The 20,258-nt window shown below is 43.5% G+C and carries 16 protein-coding genes; 12 read left to right on the top strand and 4 right to left on the bottom strand.

The window, feature by feature from the left end:
- Positions 1-10: 10 nt before the first annotated feature.
- On the bottom strand, positions 11-1,171 hold the full coding sequence (gene metB, locus PR808_RS18990; RefSeq protein ID WP_272539885.1) for a cystathionine gamma-synthase: 1,161 nt from the start codon (positions 1,169-1,171) through the stop codon (positions 11-13).
- A gap of 315 nt (positions 1,172-1,486) precedes the next feature.
- On the opposite strand from metB, the gene metJ reads away from it, so the two are divergent.
- Together metJ and PR808_RS18980 are read left to right on the top strand one after the other, a co-directional pair.
- The gene (gene metJ, locus PR808_RS18985) at positions 1,487-1,804 is read left to right on the top strand and encodes a met regulon transcriptional regulator MetJ (protein WP_004265315.1); all 318 of its coding nucleotides are present in this window, start codon (positions 1,487-1,489) and stop codon (positions 1,802-1,804) included.
- A 212-nt stretch (positions 1,805-2,016) separates the two neighbouring features.
- A complete protein-coding gene (locus PR808_RS18980; protein WP_272539884.1) occupies positions 2,017-2,760 on the top strand; it encodes a hypothetical protein in 744 nt (247 codons plus the stop codon).
- A 217-nt stretch (positions 2,761-2,977) separates the two neighbouring features.
- Here PR808_RS18980 and rpmE read toward each other — a convergent pair whose 3' ends face one another.
- Positions 2,978-3,193 (bottom strand): 50S ribosomal protein L31, encoded by a 216-nt coding sequence (gene rpmE / locus PR808_RS18975; RefSeq protein WP_004265313.1) that lies wholly within the window; start codon positions 3,191-3,193, stop codon positions 2,978-2,980.
- Between the two features lie 217 nt (positions 3,194-3,410).
- Between rpmE and priA the strand changes: the two genes are divergently transcribed.
- The 7 genes from priA to rraA all read left to right on the top strand — a co-directional run bounded on the left by priA (position 3,411) and on the right by rraA (position 11,658).
- Positions 3,411-5,609, top strand: a complete 2,199-nt coding sequence (gene priA, locus PR808_RS18970; protein WP_206085975.1) for a primosomal protein N' — start codon at positions 3,411-3,413, stop codon at positions 5,607-5,609.
- 349 nt (positions 5,610-5,958) lie between these two features.
- Positions 5,959-6,987 carry a DNA-binding transcriptional regulator CytR gene (gene cytR, locus PR808_RS18965; RefSeq protein WP_206085974.1) on the top strand — a complete coding sequence of 343 codons (1,029 nt, stop codon included), beginning with the start codon at positions 5,959-5,961 and terminating at the stop codon, positions 6,985-6,987.
- A gap of 73 nt (positions 6,988-7,060) precedes the next feature.
- Positions 7,061-7,876, top strand: a complete 816-nt coding sequence (gene ftsN / locus PR808_RS18960) for a cell division protein FtsN (RefSeq protein WP_272539883.1) — start codon at positions 7,061-7,063, stop codon at positions 7,874-7,876.
- A gap of 166 nt (positions 7,877-8,042) precedes the next feature.
- A complete protein-coding gene (hslV, locus tag PR808_RS18955; RefSeq protein ID WP_004265304.1) occupies positions 8,043-8,573 on the top strand; it encodes an ATP-dependent protease subunit HslV in 531 nt (176 codons plus the stop codon).
- 11 nt (positions 8,574-8,584) lie between these two features.
- Entirely contained in the window at positions 8,585-9,919 is a 1,335-nt protein-coding gene (gene hslU, locus PR808_RS18950) for an HslU--HslV peptidase ATPase subunit (RefSeq protein WP_206085972.1), read from the top strand.
- Positions 9,920-10,104: 185 nt separating this feature from the next.
- On the top strand, positions 10,105-11,028 hold the full coding sequence (locus tag PR808_RS18945; protein WP_206085971.1) for a 1,4-dihydroxy-2-naphthoate polyprenyltransferase: 924 nt from the start codon (positions 10,105-10,107) through the stop codon (positions 11,026-11,028).
- Between the two features lie 120 nt (positions 11,029-11,148).
- Positions 11,149-11,658, top strand: a complete 510-nt coding sequence (gene rraA, locus PR808_RS18940; protein ID WP_206085970.1) for a ribonuclease E activity regulator RraA — start codon at positions 11,149-11,151, stop codon at positions 11,656-11,658.
- A gap of 360 nt (positions 11,659-12,018) precedes the next feature.
- Here rraA and zapB read toward each other — a convergent pair whose 3' ends face one another.
- Entirely contained in the window at positions 12,019-12,258 is a 240-nt protein-coding gene (gene zapB, locus PR808_RS18935) for a cell division protein ZapB (RefSeq protein ID WP_004265299.1), read from the bottom strand.
- Positions 12,259-12,563: 305 nt separating this feature from the next.
- Between zapB and PR808_RS18930 the strand changes: the two genes are divergently transcribed.
- From PR808_RS18930 to PR808_RS18920, 3 genes are all read left to right on the top strand, one after another.
- Positions 12,564-13,424 (top strand): MIP/aquaporin family protein, encoded by an 861-nt coding sequence (locus PR808_RS18930; protein ID WP_206085966.1) that lies wholly within the window; start codon positions 12,564-12,566, stop codon positions 13,422-13,424.
- 3 nt (positions 13,425-13,427) lie between these two features.
- Positions 13,428-14,954 (top strand): glycerol kinase GlpK, encoded by a 1,527-nt coding sequence (gene glpK / locus PR808_RS18925; protein WP_206085963.1) that lies wholly within the window; start codon positions 13,428-13,430, stop codon positions 14,952-14,954.
- A gap of 198 nt (positions 14,955-15,152) precedes the next feature.
- Entirely contained in the window at positions 15,153-18,866 is a 3,714-nt protein-coding gene (locus tag PR808_RS18920) for a hypothetical protein (RefSeq protein WP_272539882.1), read from the top strand.
- A 36-nt stretch (positions 18,867-18,902) separates the two neighbouring features.
- On the opposite strand, the gene emrD is transcribed toward PR808_RS18920, so the two are convergent.
- Positions 18,903-20,087 carry a multidrug efflux MFS transporter EmrD gene (gene emrD / locus PR808_RS18915; RefSeq protein WP_206085999.1) on the bottom strand — a complete coding sequence of 395 codons (1,185 nt, stop codon included), beginning with the start codon at positions 20,085-20,087 and terminating at the stop codon, positions 18,903-18,905.
- Between the last annotated feature and the right edge of the window lie 171 nt (positions 20,088-20,258).

Raw genomic sequence — 20,258 nt, 5'->3', positions numbered from 1 at the left:
AAAAACTCCGCTAACGTTGTGCCGCAACCTTAAATGCTTGATCTAAATCTGCAATTAAATCCTGCACATCTTCAATCCCGACTGAAATACGCAATAAACTGTCTGTAATACCTGCCTCAAAACGCGCCTGTGCTGACATCCCTGCATGGGTCATTGTGGCTGTATGTGAAATCAATGTTTCTACCCCACCTAATGATTCCGCTAATGTAAACAGCTTTAGTGCACTCAAGAAATGACGTAATTGTGACTCATCACCTGCAAATTCAAAACTTAACATCGCCCCAAACCCTTTTTGTTGTTTGAGTGCAATTTCATGGCCTGGATGATCTTCCAGTGCAGGATAATACAATTTTTTGACCAAAGGCTGAGCTTTAAGATATTTTACGATTTCATGTGCATTTTGTTGTTGCTGTAAAATACGCGGGGACAAGGTTCGAATGCCCCTCAACAATAAATAGCTATCAAACGCCCCGCCTGTTACGCCAATATTATTGGCCCACCACGCTAATTCTATTGCCCATTTCTCTTCTTTTGCAATCACAACCCCTGCCACAATATCTGAGTGACCATTAAGATATTTTGTACACGAATGCACAACAAAATCGGCACCGAGCGAGATAGGTTGCTGAAGTATCGGGCTCAAAAACGTGTTATCCACCACGACCAATGCGCCAACTTCATGGGCTAACTGAGTAATCTGCTGGATATCAAAAATTCTTAATAGCGGGTTACTTGGCGTTTCGATAAGAACTAATTTTGGTTTTTTCGCCAACGCCGCTTTTAATGCCGTTTCATCACTTTGGTCGACAAACTGAACTTGATATGCCCCGCGTTCATGCAGACTGTTAAATAAACGGTAGCTGCCGCCGTAACAATCATGTGGGGCGACTAATAAATCTCCTGGTCGCAAAAATACAGTACATATTAGGTGAAGCGCCGACATACCGCTATTTGTCATCACTGCTCCGCTACCACCTTCCAGCTGTGCCAATGTTTTTTGCACAATATCACGTCCTGGGTTGCCACGACGTGAATAATCATGAGCCCGAGGCTCATTAAAGTCAGTAAAATTATAGGTACTGGATAAATAAATGGGAGGCACTACGCAACCAAATTGTTGGTCTTCATTTAATCCATTATGAATTGCGATGGTTGACGGCTTGTAAGTCATAAACGCTTCTCCTGAACAGTGATAGACCAAATCATACCCATTGGATGTTTAGACGTCAACATATCTAGACGTCTAAACCTCTTTACGTTTATATCAAGTAATGGAATAATCAGCCTTAATAATTATGTGTTAATTGATAGTCAATCGCATAAGTAGGCTTAGATCGTTAATTTTACGCAATATTTTGTGTTAAACTACATTAAGTCGCGCCTAACATATATGCAGGCATTCTCGATTTAGAGCTTAGAATAAGTTTCTATTAAAAAGAATATGCATATTATTTTTTATTATTACTGAAAATATCCAAGGTATCTCATGGCTGAATGGAATGGTGAATATGTCAGTCCGTATGCTGAACATGGCAAAAAGAGTGAGCAAGTAAAAAAAATTACAGTATCTATTCCGTTAAAGGTACTCAAAATTTTAACTGACGAACGTACTCGCCGTCAGATTAACAACTTACGTCATGCCACTAACAGTGAATTACTGTGTGAAGCATTTTTACATGCGTTCACTGGACAACCACTGCCAAATGATGAAGATCTGCGTAAAGAACGCAATGACGAGATCCCAGAAGCCGCAAAAGAAATTATGCGCGAATTGGGTATTGACCCAGAAACGTGGGAATATTAATTCTTACGAATTGCACTTACGCATTCCAAATACCCGTACTACGCCACAATCTCTGTGGCGTAGTGCCGTTTCCTAGATAAAAAATGGGCTAGATTCTTCTGAATTATTTTCAATTCAGAATCCCCCTCAGGCTTTATTCACTCCCACGCTCTACACTTTCGAGTATTAATCCATAGCCATAGCTAATAGTTAAAATCACGAAGGATAGTGCAATGAATAAATACAATCTGGCTTTAATTGGGCTACTAAGCGGTATGTTACTGGTCACCGCGGGGTGTGGGAATCGCCCATATGCGGAATTCCAAGACAATAAAGATGTCGCAGCACCCCAATCTTCAGCGAAAAAACTCGGGACAAAATGGGGGGAAGATATCAATTCTGCGGTTACCACCGTTAATGCCACACGCTTAACCAACACGCCTTTTGATACTGCTGCTATCTATTACCGTGGCGAACGAGTTCCTAACCATCTTCAAACCATGAGCTATATCGCGTTATCTCCCGTCGAAATTCGGGTGACAGATGAACGTGGTCGTAAAATGCCAATGTACCGTAATAACCAAGGGCAATATATTTTGCCTGCTCAAGAAGGCCAACGTTACCAATTAACCATCAAAAATACCGATAGAAATCGGATTTATGAAGTGGTGACAAGCGTCGATGGCATTGATGTATTAAATGGCCGCGCAGGTTCTTATCAAAATAGTGGATATTTAATTCGCCCTAGAAGTGAAGTGACTATTGAAGGCTTCCGTAAAAGCCAAGATCAAGTCGCCGCATTCCGTTTTGCCGCTCCGCAAGAGTCCTATGTGAATCAAAATGCCCAAGGCGATGAACGAAATATTGGCGTCATTGGTTTTGCACTTCTTGAAGTCCGTGAAGAATTACCTGATTGTGAAGCCAATCCGTTCCCAGCAGATACGCAATACGCACCGGCTCCGTGCCGTAAGCGATAGATAATAAGCTATCGCTTCTTAGACGCGGGTAAATCTGATGTCAGTTATAACGACGATGGCGATACACTCAAGTCTAAAGTATAAGCCCGTAGTAATGATGGCATGTTCGGCGTGCTTAACCGTTTCTAATTTATTCGGTTAAAAACAAGAAACGCCTATTTTAGGCATTAAAAAAGGGAAACTGAGTTTCCCTTTTTTTCGCATTTCACAAGTTCGATTATTTTTTAGAACCTGGGATGCTGAAACGTTGGTTGAAGCGATCAACACGACCACCAGTTGCAACATCACGCTGTTTACCAGTATAGAACGGGTGGCAGTTACCACAAACGTCCAGGTTCAGCGAGTGACCAGCAGTTGAATTAATTTTCATTACATTACCGCAAGAACAAGTTGCAGTAACTTCTTCGTATTTAGGGTGAATACCTTTTTTCATGGGAGAACCTCTATTAAGGCCGTGTCGCCATTCCAGCCCTAACGCCGGACACCACACGTCGTGTTGATTGAATTTACGTATTGGTAAAATTAAGTACCAAAGGCGGCGGATCATACAGAAATTCTGTTTATCACGCAATGAAAACCGAGTAAATTTTGTGATACTCTAGTGAAATATTATTGTTATCATCGCATAAAAAATAGACGGAAACCCAGTTATGATCGTCGTTCAGGTGGCTTTACCTGTTCCTTTAAACCGCACTTTTGATTATCGACTGCCAGATAACATGCCACTTCCTGTTGTGGGGAGCCGTGTGATGGTACCATTTGGTAAACGCCAAGCCCTTGGTATTGTGGTCAAACATAGCGATAAAAGCGAGTTTACAGAAGATCAGCTAAAAACCATCGAACTGGTTCTAGACACACAAACACTGTTTCCTGATGATGTGTGGCAGCTCTTACTGTGGTCTTCTCAATATTACCATTACCCGATAGGCGAGGTTCTCTTTCATGCCTTACCAATATTACTGCGCCAAGGGAAAGCCGCTGAATTTACGCCAATCTGGCAATGGCAAGTCACTAAAACGGGAAGCGCTGCCGATCTCAATGAATTTAAGCGATCGCCCAAACAGCAACAAGCGCTAGCACTCCTCAAACGCCGCGCGGTTTATCGCCATCAAGTTAGTGAGCTTGAAATCAGTGAAAGCGCGCTACAATCCCTTAAAAAGAAAGAGTATGTCGAACTACATCCTGTGCAACCGACTGCCGAAAAATGGCAATCCACTTTTGAAGTGTGCGGTGAACGGTTACGTCTTAATAGTGAACAAGCTACAGCTGTCGGGGCGATACGTGCTCAAGACGATGAGTTTTCGCCTTGGTTACTAGCAGGTATCACGGGCTCAGGGAAAACAGAAGTCTATTTGAGTGTGCTAGAAAATGTGCTGGCACAAGGAAAACAAGCGCTCGTCCTGGTGCCTGAAATTGGTTTAACGCCACAAACGATTAACCGCTTTCGCGAACGGTTTAAAGCCCCTGTGGATGTGCTACATTCCGCTCTTAATGATAGCGAACGCTTAGCCGTCTGGTTACGCGCTAAATTAGGCCAAACCGCCATTATCATTGGTACGCGCTCTGCCCTTTTTACGCCATTTGCCAACCTCGGCATCATTATTATTGATGAAGAACACGACAATTCATACAAACAACAGGATGGCTGGCGTTATCACGCACGGGATTTGGCCGTTTTTAGAGCGAAAAAAAATAACATCCCAATAGTGATGGGCACTGCAACCCCTTCACTCGAAACCTTACTCAATGTGAAGCAACAAAAATATCGCCAACTAAATCTGACTATCCGCGCAGGAAATGCACGCCCTGCTACACAGCATTTAATTGATTTAAAAGGCCAACCGTTGAAGTTTGGTCTTTCACACTTGCTTATCCAACACATTAAAGAGCATCTAGCACAAAATAATCAGGTGATTTTGTTTTTAAATCGCCGCGGCTACTCCCCTGCGCTGATTTGCCATGAATGTGGTTGGATTGCTGAGTGCCAACGCTGCGACCACTACTATACGTTGCACCAAAACTTCCACCAGTTACGCTGCCACCACTGTGATAGCCAGCGCCCCGTCCCTCGCCAATGCCCACAATGCGGCTCAACCCATTTGGTTCCCGTTGGCATGGGAACGGAACAACTCGAAGAAGGGATATCGGAGCTATTCCCTAATACCCCTGTCACACGCATTGACCGAGATACAACAAGCCGCAAAGGGGAACTTGAACAACACTTGAACCAAGTCCACGAGGGCGGAGCTCGCATTTTAATTGGTACGCAAATGTTAGCCAAAGGCCATCATTTTCCTGATGTTACGCTAGTCGCATTACTGGATGTCGATGGTGCCCTCTTTTCCAGTGATTTTCGCGCCGCAGAGCGTTTTGCTCAACTGTATGTGCAGGTTTCAGGTCGTGCAGGTCGTGCGGGTAAACAAGGGGAAGTACTTTTACAAACTCACCACCCTGAACACCCTTTACTATTAACCTTATTGGAAAACGGCTATAACGCATTTACTCAAGAAGCGATGGAAGAACGCCGTGTAGCAATGCTCCCACCTTATACCAACCATATTTTGATCCGCTCAGAAGATCATAATAACCAGGACTCACGACAGTTCTTACAAAATGTCCGTCAGTACATCACAGAGCACCCACAAAGCGATGCTAAGCTATGGATTTTAGGGCCATCTCCGTCGATTCAAGCAAAACGTGGCGGTCGTTTCCGCTGGCAACTGCTGTTACAGCACCCTTCTCGCCCTTATTTACAACAATTTATGGCGCAGTTACTCCCTGAAATTCTTAAGCAGCCAGAAAGTCGCAAAGTAAAATGGAATGTAGATGTCGACCCAACAGATGGCTAAAGCATGACCGAAATTTAAAGGGGTATTTTATTTTACCTGATTATTCTATCAGTCGTTCTTCGTCTCTTGGCGTTCAGTTTATTGATATTATGAGCTATCTACTTTTTTGCATAAATATCATTTTTGTGTGAATTTCGAACAGATTGAGTTTCACCTATCTTTTTGCATCCTAAATTATTTTTGAAATTTGCGAAGCAGCTCTAAAAAATGACGCATGTCACACTTTTTATGCAAACTAGGTAACAGATATTATTGAGAATCCAATTAGAATAACTTCTAATCATAAATAATGACGTGCTTGCGCCATTCAAAAAAAAGCAAACGATTAAATCAATCTAAGGAAGGCGTTGTGGAAAGTAAAAAACACAATAACACAGCAACAATGAAAGATGTTGCTAGTGCCGCGGGCGTTTCGACAGCGACGGTCTCCAGAACATTAATGAACCCTGAAAAGGTCTCCTTACAGACCCGCCAAAAAGTCGAACAAGCGGTTATGGATGTTGGCTACTATCCTCATAACTTAGCAAGAAGCTATAAACGCAATGAATCAAAAACCATTCTGGTGTTAGTTCCCAATATTCGTGACCCGTTTTTTAGTGACGTGGTCTGTGGCATTGAAGAAATTGCCGCACAAGAAGGCTACTTTGTGTTGATTGGTGACTGCAAACATCAAGAAAAACAGGAAAATGCTTTTATTAATCTAATAATCACCAAACAAATCGATGGCATGGTGTTATTAGGCTCAAATATCCCGTTCGATATTTCGACTGAAGAACAAAAAAACTTACCCCCTATTGTGATGGCGAATGAATTCGCCCCTGAATTAAAACTACCGACTGTACACATTGACAACTTAACAGCAGCATTTAATGCCACCCATTACCTTCAAAAACAAGGCCACAAGCTGATTGCGTGTATTGCAGGGCCATCGCATATGCCACTTAGCCAGTATCGTTTAGAAGGCTACAAAAAAGCGATGCTGAGGACAGGGGAAAAATTGCGTGATGACTATATTATTCGTGGCGACTTTACACATGAGGGTGGCGCTGAAGCCGTGAAAACACTGTTATCTCTCCCTGAACCACCAACTGCGATTTTTTGCCACAGTGATATCATGGCTATTGGCGCAATGTGGCAAGCCAAAAAGATGGGGTTAACTCTGCCAGATGATTTATCTTTTGTTGGATTTGATAATTTAGAACAAGCAAAATATACCTTACCTGCGTTAACAACAATTAACCAACCTCGCGCGGAAATTGGTCATCATGCAATGCAATTGCTACTTGAACAAATCCATGGCAACAACGTTACACCAGGTTCACGTCTCCTAGATTCTGATTTAATCATCAGAGAAAGCACAAAAGCGCCTAAAAGCTAGTCAAAATTGTTCAGGTTAAGTAACATGTTAATCCAGATGATGACTAACGATTGATAACTAGTGAATTAATAGCGTGGCACAAAAAGATTATGTAGCTCGTGGGCGGTCATCCGCCCGTAAAAAAGGCAAAGGGAAATCAAAAAAAGCACAAGGTCTACCAATGACCACGCTGGTTGTTGCGGTGGCAATTGTTGTGCTATTTGTTGGTGGCCTGTTTTATATCACCCACAACAAAAAGGATGCGCCGCAGCCGCAAGTTGTTACACCTTCAGCTCCTGCAGGCAGCACGCTTCCCCCCAAACCTGAAGAGCGCTGGCGCTATATTAAAGAATTAGAACGCCGTGGCGTTGATTTGCCAAATACCCAGCAACCTAGCTCGGGTAATAATATTCTGCGCCCTTCAGACTTAACCCCTGAACAACGCCAATTATTAGAGCAAATGGATTCAGATAGACGCCAACCCGTCACGAATTTGCAAGAAGTGCCGTCCAACGGCAAACCTGTTCCTCGTTCTCAAGTGATTATCAATGAGCCCGCTCAACCTATTGAGCCTGTTCAACGTAAACCCGTGGTGAATGCTGAGCCAAAACCAGAAACTCGCCCTACTGCGCCAATTGCCCCTGTACAACCTGCAACACCTGCGGAGCCAAAGCCCGCAAATAGCATGCAAAACATGTTGGTACAATGTGGCTCATTCCGTACCGCTGACCAAGCGGAGTCTGTTCGCGCCACTTTAGCTTTTGCAGGGATTGAAAGCCGCGTGACTGCAGGTGGTGGCTGGCATCGAATTGTTCTTGGCCCTTATTCCAAGTCAACTGCAGAGAAAATGCGTGACCGCGCAGCAGGTGTTGGCGTTTCAGGTTGTATTCTTCGTGCATCAGGGGGTTGAAAAACCCCATCCCCCACCCCATCTACTGTTTTAACGCACTCATGAGCGGTTGTTTTTATCTTTAACCTAATCCAAGTGATAGCTAATCAACAACTATCACTTGGGTTTTATCTCTTGAAAATAAAACTCAACTGCATTTTTTTGTAATAAAACCAGGGGCTAACTCATGACAACAATCGTAAGTGTTCGCCGTAATGGCCAGGTCGTAATTGGTGGTGATGGACAGGCGACGATGGGTAATACCGTCATGAAAGGCAATGTCCGCAAAGTTCGCCGTCTCTATAATGACAAAGTCATTGCCGGATTTGCCGGTGGCACCGCAGACGCATTCACGCTTTTTGAATTGTTCGAACGCAAACTCGAACTGCACCAAGGCCATTTAACCAAAGCGGCCGTAGAACTCGCTAAAGATTGGCGTACAGACCGTATGCTGCGCAAACTAGAAGCACTGCTTGCCGTAGCAGATGAACATACCTCCCTCATCATCACGGGTAATGGTGATGTCGTTCAGCCAGAAAATGATTTAATCGCTATTGGCTCTGGTGGCCCATATGCACAATCTGCTGCACGCGCACTGTTAGAAAATACAGATTTAAGCGCAAAAGAAATTGCTGAAAAAGCACTCGCCATTGCAGGCGATATCTGTATTTACACCAACCATAATGTCAACTTTGAAGAAATTTCTTCAAAATCATAAGGATTGTTAGCATGTCCGAAATGACTCCACGCGAAATTGTCAGCGAACTCGACAATCATATTATTGGCCAAAATAAAGCCAAACGTTCTGTTGCCATTGCTCTGCGTAACCGCTGGCGCCGCATGCAGTTAAACGAAGTGTTACGCCATGAAGTCACGCCTAAAAATATTTTGATGATTGGCCCAACAGGGGTAGGTAAAACTGAAATTGCCCGCCGCTTAGCTAAATTAGCCAACGCGCCATTTATTAAAGTTGAAGCCACCAAATTTACTGAAGTAGGTTATGTGGGTAAAGAAGTCGACTCAATCATTCGTGATTTAACTGACTCCGCAGTAAAAATGGTGCGTTTGCAATCTATTGAAAAAAACCGCTACCGTGCGGAAGAAATGGCAGAAGAACGTATTCTGGACGTGTTGATCCCACCAGCAAAAAATAACTGGGGACAAACGGAGCCTGCAGATGAGCATTCCCCAGCACGCCAAACTTTCCGTAAAAAATTACGCGAAGGACAGTTAGACGATAAAGAAATTGAGATTGAAGTCGCTGCGTCACCGATGGGTGTTGAGATTATGGCACCTCCAGGTATGGAAGAGATGACCAATCAGCTGCAATCGATGTTCCAAAATCTCGCAGGGCAAAAACAAAAACCGCGTAAGATGAAAATCAAAGAAGCGTTCAAGTTGCTGGTGGAAGAAGAAGCCGCTAAGTTAGTTAACCCTGAAGAGTTAAAAGAACAAGCCATCGAAGCCGTTGAGCAAAACGGTATTGTGTTTATCGATGAGTTCGACAAAATCTGTAAACGCGGTGGGCAAAGTTCAGGTCCAGATGTCTCTCGTGAAGGGGTACAACGTGACTTACTGCCACTCATCGAGGGTTGTACCATTTCGACTAAACACGGTATGGTAAAAACCGACCATATCCTGTTTATTGCCTCTGGTGCCTTCCAAGTCTCTAGCCCATCGGATTTAATTCCTGAATTACAAGGCCGTTTGCCAATTCGCGTTGAATTGCAAGCGTTGACCACGGAAGATTTCGTGCGGATATTAACGGAGCCAAATGCCTCTTTAACGGAACAATATAAAGCACTGATGGCCACTGAAGGGGTAAATATTGAGTTCACTGCTGACGGTATTCGTAAGATTGCTGAGTCTGCATGGCAGGTCAATGAGTCTACCGAAAACATCGGTGCACGCCGCCTGCACACAGTGCTTGAGCGTTTAATGGAAGACATCTCTTTTGATGCAAGCGACCGTAATGGCCAAACCATCCAAATTGATGCGCAATACGTGAAACAGCACTTAGATGAGCTGGTTGCGGACGAAGACTTGAGTAGATTTATTTTATAATCTTATTAATTATCAGGTTTTCATGTATCCTTAATATACATCGACTAAAGTGCAGCTTTTATCGCTGCACTTTTTCTATGAAATATTCAGCCCATTGCATTGAATATACTCTGGTATTTCTTCATGCGGTGGGTTATTACATTTTTAAGAACGTATCTCAAAGAGTTTGAATTATAGGTAACTGCATGCAGCCGACATCCACAACAATAAGTCGTAAACAAGCTTGGATTGAAAGTCTTCGCCCTAAAACCCTGCCTCTTGGGGTTATCGCCATTGTCACTGGCTCTGCACTCACCTACCTGACAGGTCATTTCAAATGGCCAGTCGCCTTGCTTGCGCTAATTACAGCAGGCTTACTCCAGATTTTATCAAACCTCGCGAATGATTACGGCGATGCCGTAAAAGGGTCGGATACCGCTGAACGCATTGGGCCACTGCGCGGAATGCAAAAAGGGGTGATTACCCAAGCGGATATGAAAAAAGCGCTGAAACTCAATATTACCGCAGCCTGCCTATCAGGGTTATTACTGATTATTGTCGCCTGCGAAAAGCCTGAAGATGCCTTTGGCTTTCTTGCGCTAGGCCTCGTGGCGATTGTGGCCGCGATTACCTATACCGTGGGCAAAAAACCCTATGGTTATCTGGGGTTAGGTGATATCTCCGTCTTAATTTTCTTTGGTTGGCTAAGTGTGATTGGCACCTATTATTTGCAAGCGAATACATTCAACATCATCACCGTCTTACCTGCTACCGCATGTGGCCTACTTTCTGTCGCCGTATTAAATATCAACAATATGCGTGATATTGAGAACGACATCAAAGCAGGAAAAAATACCTTAGCGGTTCGTTTAGGGCCACAAGGTGCACGTATTTACCATGCCATTATTATTATTGTGGCTATTTTATGTTTAGTGCTGTTCAAGTTGATTTACTTATCAGGCTGGAGTGGTTGGTTATTCTTATTCGCAGTCCCAATATTGCTCAATCACCTTCGCCGTGTCCTGACCGACCCCACCCCCGAAGGGATGCGCCCGCTTCTTGAGAACATGGTTAAAGCCGCCCTTGTGACGAACGTGTTATTCGCTGTTGGCGTGGTAATGAGTAAATAACCTGCGTTATTTGACCATTTTTTGACTTTTTCCGCCTATTTTTAGGCGGGGAATTTTGCCAAGTACAGATCAAAAGGGATATACTGGCATCCTCTTGCAGCAAAAAAAGACCTAAATCCTATGAAATATGATACTTCCGAACTCTGCGATATATACCAAGAAAGCGTTAACGTGGTAGAACCTCTTTTCTCCAACTTTGGTGGACGTACTTCATTTGGCGGTCAAATCATTACAGTGAAGTGCTTTGAAGATAACGGCCTCCTGTATGATTTGCTGGAAGAAGAAGGCGCTGGTCGTATTCTGCTCGTTGATGGTGGCGGTTCTGTCCGTAAAGCACTAATCGATGCCGAAGTGGCAAGGTTAGCCGTCGATAACCACTGGGAAGGCATTGTAGTTTACGGTGCCGTGCGCCAAGTTGATGCCCTGATGGAACTTGACCTTGGGATCCAAGCTATCGCTGCGATGCCTGCGGGCTGCCCTGATGAAGGTATCGGCGAAAGCGATATCCGTGTTAATTTTGGTGGTGTTACGTTCTTCTCAGGTGATTATCTGTATGCGGATAATACTGGCATGATTTTGTCTGAAGAACCGCTCACCCAAGAAACTACAGAGAATGAATTCGACGAATAAGCCTCACCAAATTCAATAAAAAAAGGCAGATTCGAATATCTGCCTTTTTCTTTTTTGTTCTGCCTTCCGCTTTCTGTTTTTTCACTCACTTTTCACATATCTCAGAAAACATACTCCAAAATAATTCGAGTCACAGGTAGGCGGCAAGTGAAGGATATCCCGATGAGCATACATAAGTATGTAATTAGGGTATCCAAACGAAGCCAGCGCTCTACAACGTGAGGTATAACAAACATTTCTCTAAATAATTCGTGTTGTAGGTAGGCGGCAAGTCGATAAGACCCTAGGAGCATACATAAGTATGTGACTAGGGCGAAGAGACGAAGCCAACACCCCTACAACGCGAAGTATGACGAGAAATTACACTTCTTCCATCTTACCTAGCAAAGTCCGTAAACGCTCCTGCCAAGCTTGCTGTTCTTGCTTCAATTGTTCATTTTCACGCACGAGTGAATCGGTCCCTGATTTTGCAGTTTCTAACTCTTGGCTTAATGCACCGTTTTTATCTTTTAATTCGTCGATTTCCATTTGTAACAGGGTAATTGTATCAATCGCTTGTTGAACTTTGGATTCGAGCTTCTCAAATACTTCAAATGACATGTTTCTGGTCTCCCTTATCAGCTTTTACACGATTGTAAGTAGCATGATCCTCTGTGTCCAGCTCCTTCCATCTGAATCAGTACATTGTGATGATAAAAACACTGGTCTGATCACATAGCAAAGGTCGATTACATCACTATTTTTGTTTGTTTTTGTTCGCTTTAGTGATGTAACACACAATTTTCAATTTCGATATTTCTCGTTTATGTTCTTTAACGATAAATTTACAGATAAGGGTTTTCCATTAGAAAATCTTAACTTAAAAAAACATTACAATAATTTTCATTTTCGTAGGATAGAAACATATGAGCCAAATGACCTCAACATCACTCACTGGTCAGTGCATCTCGGAGTTTTTAGGGACTGCGCTACTTGTATTCTTTGGTTTAGGTTGTGTTGCCGCCGTCAGAATCGCAGGGGCACAGCTTGGCCTCTGGGAAATTAGTGTTATCTGGGGATTCGGCGTCGCTTTAGCCGTTTATCTCACAGCAGGTATTTCAGGTGCCCACCTTAACCCTGCAGTTACCCTCGCTCTCTGGCTGTTTGCATGCTTTGATAAGCGCAAAGTTGTGCCGTACATCATTGCGCAAATGTTAGGTGGCTTTTGTGCCGCTGCACTCGTTTACGCCATGTATTCCCCTGTTTTTTTCGATTACGAACAAGTTCACCATATTATCCGCGGCACACAAGAAAGCTTATTTACCGCTGGGGTGTTCTCAACATATCCCGCTCCGCAAATTAGCGTCTTTCATGCATTCTTTATTGAAGTCGTCATCGCTGCCATCCTCGTTTGCTTAATCTTAGGCTTAACTGATGATGGTAACGGTGTGCCACGTGGCCCTCTCGCCCCCCTATTAATTGGTATCTTAATTGCGGTTATCGGCGGTTCATTTGGTCCACTGACAGGCTTTGCCCTCAACCCAGCACGTGATTTCGGCCCTAAAGTTGTCGCTTATCTCGCTGGATGGGGTGATATTGCCTTCACGGGTGGTCGAGACATTCCCTATTTCCTTGTCCCATTGACAGCGCCTATTGTCGGTGGTCTGCTAGGAGCCTTCGGTTATCGCAAATTAATCGGTCGCCACTTGCCTTGCATGGTATGTGAAGAAGAGACCAAAGCAGAAAAATTATCCGTCAAAAACCCAAAATCCTCGGAACAGGCTTAAATTATGACAACTGAAACCACCATTGAAAAAAAATATATCGTTGCACTTGATCAAGGCACAACCAGTTCTCGAGCTGTCGTACTCGACCACGATGCGAATATTGTGAGCATTTCACAACGTGAATTCACTCAGGTTTACCCTAAGCCTGGCTGGGTAGAGCACGACCCAATGGAAATTTGGGCATCACAAAGTTCCACATTGGTCGAAGTATTAGCTAAAGCAGATATTCGTACCGATGAAGTCGCAGGGATTGGTATCACCAACCAACGTGAAACAACCATTGTCTGGGAAAAAGAGACAGGTAAACCTATTTATAATGCGATTGTGTGGCAATGCCGCCGTACCGCTGATTTCTGTACTCATCTCAAGCAAAATGAAAAAGATTTAGAAGAGTATATTCGCCAAAATACAGGCCTTGTGGTTGACCCTTATTTTTCAGGAACAAAAGTTAAGTGGATTTTAGATAACGTCGAGGGTGCTCGCGAACGTGCTGAAAAAGGGGAATTGCTATTTGGTACCGTCGATACCTGGCTGGTCTGGAAAATGACCCAAGGCCGCGTACATGTGACTGATTACACCAATGCATCTCGTACCATGTTGTTTAATATTCGCAATTTAGAGTGGGATGACAAAATTCTCAAAGCATTGAATATCCCACGTGCCATGTTACCTGAAGTTCGCCCTTCTTCTGAAGTATATGGTCAAACCAACATTGGGGGTAAAGGTGGTACGCGTATTCCCATTTCGGGCATGGCAGGTGACCAACAAGCGGCACTGTATGGTCAGTTGTGCGTAAAACCAGGCATGGCCAAAAACACCTATGGAACAGGTTGTTTCTTGCTGTTAAATACAGGGGAAACCGCGGTTCGTTCTAACCATGGGCTATTAACCACCATTGCTTGCGGGCCAAAAGGGGAAGTGAATTACGCCCTCGAAGGCGCAGTGTTCGTTGGTGGTGCATCCATTCAATGGCTGCGTGATGAACTAAAACTGATTGATGAATCCACAGACTCTGAATATTTCGCTACCAAAGTGAAAGACAGTAATGGCGTGTATGTGGTGCCTGCTTTCACTGGTTTAGGGGCTCCATACTGGGACCCATACGCACGTGGCGCGATTTTTGGATTAACGCGCGGTGCGAACCGTAACCACATCATTCGCGCAACGTTAGAATCTATCGCTTACCAAACCCGTGATGTGCTTGATGCGATGCAAGCCGATTCTGGCGAACGCCTAAAAGCACTGCGTGTTGATGGCGGTGCAGTGGCAAACAACTTCTTAATGCAGTTTCAATCTGACATCCTAGGCACGCCTGTTGAACGCCCTGAAGTACGTGAAAGCACTGCACTGGGTGCGGCTTACCTTGCTGGTCTAGCGGTTGGTTTTTGGAATAACCTGGATGAGCTGCAAAGCAAAGCGACTATTGAGCGCGTCTTTAAACCAGGTATTGAAACCACTGAGCGTAATTTCAAATACGAAGGCTGGAAAAAAGCAGTCGCACGGGCACAAGAGTGGGAAGATAAAGCGTAGGCATTAACTTAAAACTGATCTCGTTGTCACAAAGGTGGTACTTCGGTGCCGCCTTTTTTATTTTTATAAAATCAATTCGCTAATAAATAGAATGGAAATAATCAGACTAATAATAAATTAGAAAGACACTATTTTCTTGTTTAAAATCGTTGCTTCACATGTACATAAAATGACGTATTTTATAAAAGGTATAAGGTTATGGATGACCAACAAAAACAACAGAAAGTATTAAAGTTAGGGTTATATCGAAATAGAGGCAGAGTCGCAGTACTAGATGCAAATTCGCCATGGTTGGGCGCATTACAAAAAAATCCCGTGTCCTCTCAGGAAGCAAAAGCGTCACATAGCCTATTCAGCTGGCTAATTGATAAGCCTAGAATGATTGGAGAAACTAAGTATCACTTTGTGCTTAGCACCCTACTCGAGGAAACATTTTCGGGTTTTGCCTTTCATTCACTACAGGGCCTATTTGTTGATAGTTTTAATTCACCCCACGAATGGCGTGAAGGCGAACCCCGCGCTCAAGAACAAATTGCCGATTTGCTACTACCCAGCGGCCAATGGCATCGCCATTATGATATCGTGGTGCTTTCTGAAAGCGCCAACGATAAACAAGTTGAATTAATTCGTCACTGGCTGGAATTAACTGGGGGGAGTCTGTTAATCATTCGAGATAGCCAAAAAGCAGCATCTCAACCAGTCCAGCAATTGATAGCTGAATTATCCCCTGTAGAGCAAAATAAAATTCGGCCATCACGAGTGAAACACCATGGTTACCAACACACCATTACGCTTTCCCCAGCCTCAATCAATGCACTCAAATTAACCGATGCTTTATTGGAAAATACACAATATTTTTCGATTGCCATTCACGACACTGATGGCAAACCACTTGTTACGTTGCATGATATTGCCCTTGAACGCCACACATCATGGAATTCTATCGCTCAAGCGATTGAATTTCATGTAAATCAAGAGATAGCAGCATTACAGCAAAACCCTATCACGGTGAGATATCAAAATAACACGCTGAATATGACGGGAAAGCACATTGTTTTTTCACAATTTCAGCTAAAGCAACAACGAGGGGAACAAATACTACCGATTTTAGTGACTGAAAACCCCCATAAACATCCCAATCAACTGATTATTGGCACCGTAACAGGGCAATTAGCTCAGCATGATAATATTCAGCGATATCAGATTCTTGAGCAGGCTAAATTTGGCGATGTGACCGTCGATCCGCAAACTGGAGAATGGATCTATATCCCCCATGAAACTGCATTAAGATCAAACCTAGATCAATTTGATTTAGCGACAATCAGCCACGATGGTCGCCAATCTGCACCGATTTCCATTCATTTACAAACGGATGAAGCTCCCCAAGTCGTTATACCAGGAAAACGAACCTTTACCCTTTCAGACCCGATTTACCAGGCTCCCAAACGACGATATCACCCCACACCAGAGGGTATGCAGGCTCATGCTATTCAACTGGCGCAAACTCACTTACAGTCACCAAATGACCCTTATTTTAGCCTAATCGCTAACCGCTGGGCACTGCTCAAAGTGGATATCACGCATCCCTATTCAGCTAATTCCCCTGATTTAGTGGCTATTGTCAGCAATAAAGAAAAAAAAATATTGGCACGAGTCGCTCTGACGGGGCCTGACAACCTACCAACTCAATTAACCCCCCTCCCTAATACCACGAATCCCTTAGCCTACCACCAGCACGCCCAAAGTTTTACCGCACCCATAAAAGGTGAATGGGTACAACCTGGTTTTCAAATTGTTATCGTTGCCAACCAAAAAGCCTTGATTACCCCAGAAACAAACCAATACGGCCTCATTTCACCCAACGTCACATTGGATAGTCATATCACCGCCTATGTTGATAACTATACCCTATACCAGCACGGCCACGGTATTTATGCTTATTCTCCACTGAGCTGGGGACAAGAAGCAGTGACGATGTTGCCAATTAAGCAACTCACTCTGTATAGCCCCCCTGCAACCACTCGAAGCCCAGGCGTGCACCCTTATAAAGAACTCGCTTATGACGCAGAAAATTTAATTCACCCTAAATATGATGATCCCAAAAAAGTTCCTCACCATCTCAACTCACAAATCAACTGGGCATATTTAAATAGTTCACAATTTCACAATTCAAATCATTCAGATGAAATTTACCATTATTCGGCGATTCACCCCTTTACCGCATCACTCCGTTACCATGTTCTCGGCTTGGCGAGGCAACATGCAGGCGGCGGCATACATGAGCCAGCAACCTTATGGCATGAAATCTTTGGTCATGGGTTAGGCTTACCTCATACCAATGTTAAAAATACGACATACCCTTATGACCCAACAGCCCACGGCCCAACGCCTGCCTATAACCAACACCGCCAGCACTATTCCACTTATCAATACCAAGATAAACATGGAACCACTGCTCCCCTTTACCCAGCGATGTACTCCAGCCTCTCCTATTTTACTAGCGAACAATATGATGCATTTTTGCCCCACTCTGATTATTTTAACCAACGTATTTCGCAATTTTTAAGCCAAAAAACACGCTGGCAACCGAATCACATTAAAGGGGAAGATATTGAGGATAACAACTTTGCAAGGGATGGTTTTTACCAACGTTGGAACGAATCAGAAAAACAGTGGGAAACCTTAACGCAGGAAAATTTCACCCAATATTATCCATACAAAAATATCGATGAATGGCCCCATCAACGTGATGTACCAGTGTATTGGCTTCGCGGTCAGTTATCCTTCAAGGACGACATTCCTCATCCTTATAATACTTTACTGGTAGACCGTACAATCGGTAACCTATCCGCTGATTATCATAACCTTGAAACGGGTAAAGGCCGCCCTTATTACCCCTATCATAGCCATGCCATTGTGGTGACTTATGCAACACCCAAAGGCCTAATAACAGAAAAGTTACAAGTCAAAATATATAAAAATGATATTAGCTTAAATATTGCAGACAAAGGAGAGCTGGTTAAATTCGCAATATACCAGCTCAACCCTCAAAAAGAGCTGGGGCGAGAAATCATCCGATACACCAACCCTTCCTCATTGGCAAATCGTTTATTTGCAAATAGCCACACTGATGAATTGCCAGAGAGACTCATTTTGGATAACTACTGGCAAGGAAATACACTTTTTTGGGCAAGTACAGATGCAGATGCTATTGATTTTTCAACGGGTAAAGTAAATAAAGAAAAAATTACACCACTAAGTGCACTAAAGGCAAATTGGGTTGTAGGTGGCAAACTACATCAACAGTATTTTTCTTTATCTGACCCATTTGGCGTGAAAGATAACGTGTATACTTCTCAATCTTTCACGCCAATAAATCACCTCAATAAACAGATAGAAACATCACAGGAAGTTGTATGTATCGCCGTCCGCGCTGAACAGTTATTGATTGCTGATATGAATATTTACCAGGAAATTGACATAACGAGCTTATCATTACCTGAAGGTGAGTATCGTTATTGGGTAACTCTAAAGATGGTTGATAAAAAGGGTGAACAACAAGAAAAGACGCCACTGGAGGATTGGCACTTTTCACATGAAAAGATGACATTAACAGTAAGAGGAACCATTGACAGCACACCAGGCTTAGAGTGCACTGATATCGTTATTCATATTGACTCACATTTACAAGATAGTATCAACGCGAGGAAAATTTGGCTTGTACAAGACAAAAACTCACTGCTAACAGAGGATAAAACATTTTTAGATTATCATCGTCCAGTTGTGTTTAATGCACTCGCCAACCAAGCGGAACTTATATCGGCGCTTCCAACACAGGAGGCATACACGGCGACTTCATTATCCGATATTGCCACACCAAAACCCTATTTAATGGGAATACCTACTCAATAAATAATTAGGCGGGTGCCCCCGCCTAACTATTTAATATTAAACTGTTCTTTCCGAATGCCCCATACGACGAGCCAGCGGCAGCCAACACAAGAGTACAAGAACCGACATCAAGAACATCAGCAAGCCAAGACTAAATTGCCCATGCTGTGGCATTAATGAAGAAACCCATGTTGCAACCCCAGAACCGACATTTTGTAAGCCCCCCACAAGTGCGCCCGCAGCGCCCGCCAAATAAGGGAATGGCTCCATCGCTCCTGTGGTCGCAAGCGGAAATAACATACCTGCTCCAAAGAAAAATACGGCGGCAGGGACTAACAACGTCCACGTATTCATGATGCCAAACCAACTCGGCATCCACATCATTAAACCTGCAAGCAAACAAATTAATACCGATTGCCACATCAAGTTGTAGAACGTTTTTCCTTCACGCCCTGCATACCACGCACCAAAAAAGGCAGCGGGGATAGGTAATATAAATAAAATACTGACAGTAATGCTACTGAGGCCCAATACACCGCCCATTAAAACACCGCTACTCGCTTCAAAAACAGCAATCCCCGCCAGCGCACCAATTAACATCGATAAATAAGACAAAAATGCCCCATTAGAGAGTAACTCACAATATGACGCCACCATTTTACGTTTTTCTGGGGATACAGGCCGTGTTTCAGGTAGCCACCGATACATGCTAAATAATACGCCCGCACCTAGGATAAATAGGAAAATATAACAGGCATGCCAACCAAAAAAGTGAGCCAATATTCCACCAAACATCGGCGCTAATAATGGACTTACCAAAACACCCATATTTAATAAACTATTTGCATAGCGCAATGCCGTGCCTTTATATAAATCTCGGGGCATGGTTCTCGCCATAACACCCGCAACCCCTGTACCAAGGCCTTGCATGCCGCTTGCGATAGTGAGCGTATTTAAAGTCGGCGCAAAAATCGCCACAATGGTCGAAAATAAGAAAATAGTCAGCCCCGCTAAAATAACAGGACGACGACCAATTTGGTCGGATAATGGCCCATATAATAGTTGCGAAAAACCATATGAAAATAAATATGCCGCCATCACCTTCTGAACGGCACCAGAAGGTTCATTAAAGTACACTGCAATTTCAGCAATCACAGGGACATAAATAGTTTGCGTCATTTGGCCAACAGCCGCCAATGCAATAAGCATTAATAACAGATTGAAATGTTCCAGCTTTCTCATTTTTCTCTCGGACACAGCAAAAATTCCAGACACACAGCAACCCAGTATTATTAAAAGTTAATAATACAAACCGAATATTGGAATTTAATGACGAATATTTAAATGTTGTTTTTACGCATTAGAACTATCCCAGATAAACAACAGATAGCACGTTTTGCTCTAATGTGATTA

Source organism: Providencia sp. PROV197 (genome assembly GCF_028479625.1).
GTDB classification, from domain to species: domain Bacteria; phylum Pseudomonadota; class Gammaproteobacteria; order Enterobacterales; family Enterobacteriaceae; genus Providencia; species Providencia vermicola.
The sequence above is the reverse complement of the archived record's forward strand: the minus strand, read 5'-3'. Positions and strand labels throughout refer to the sequence as shown.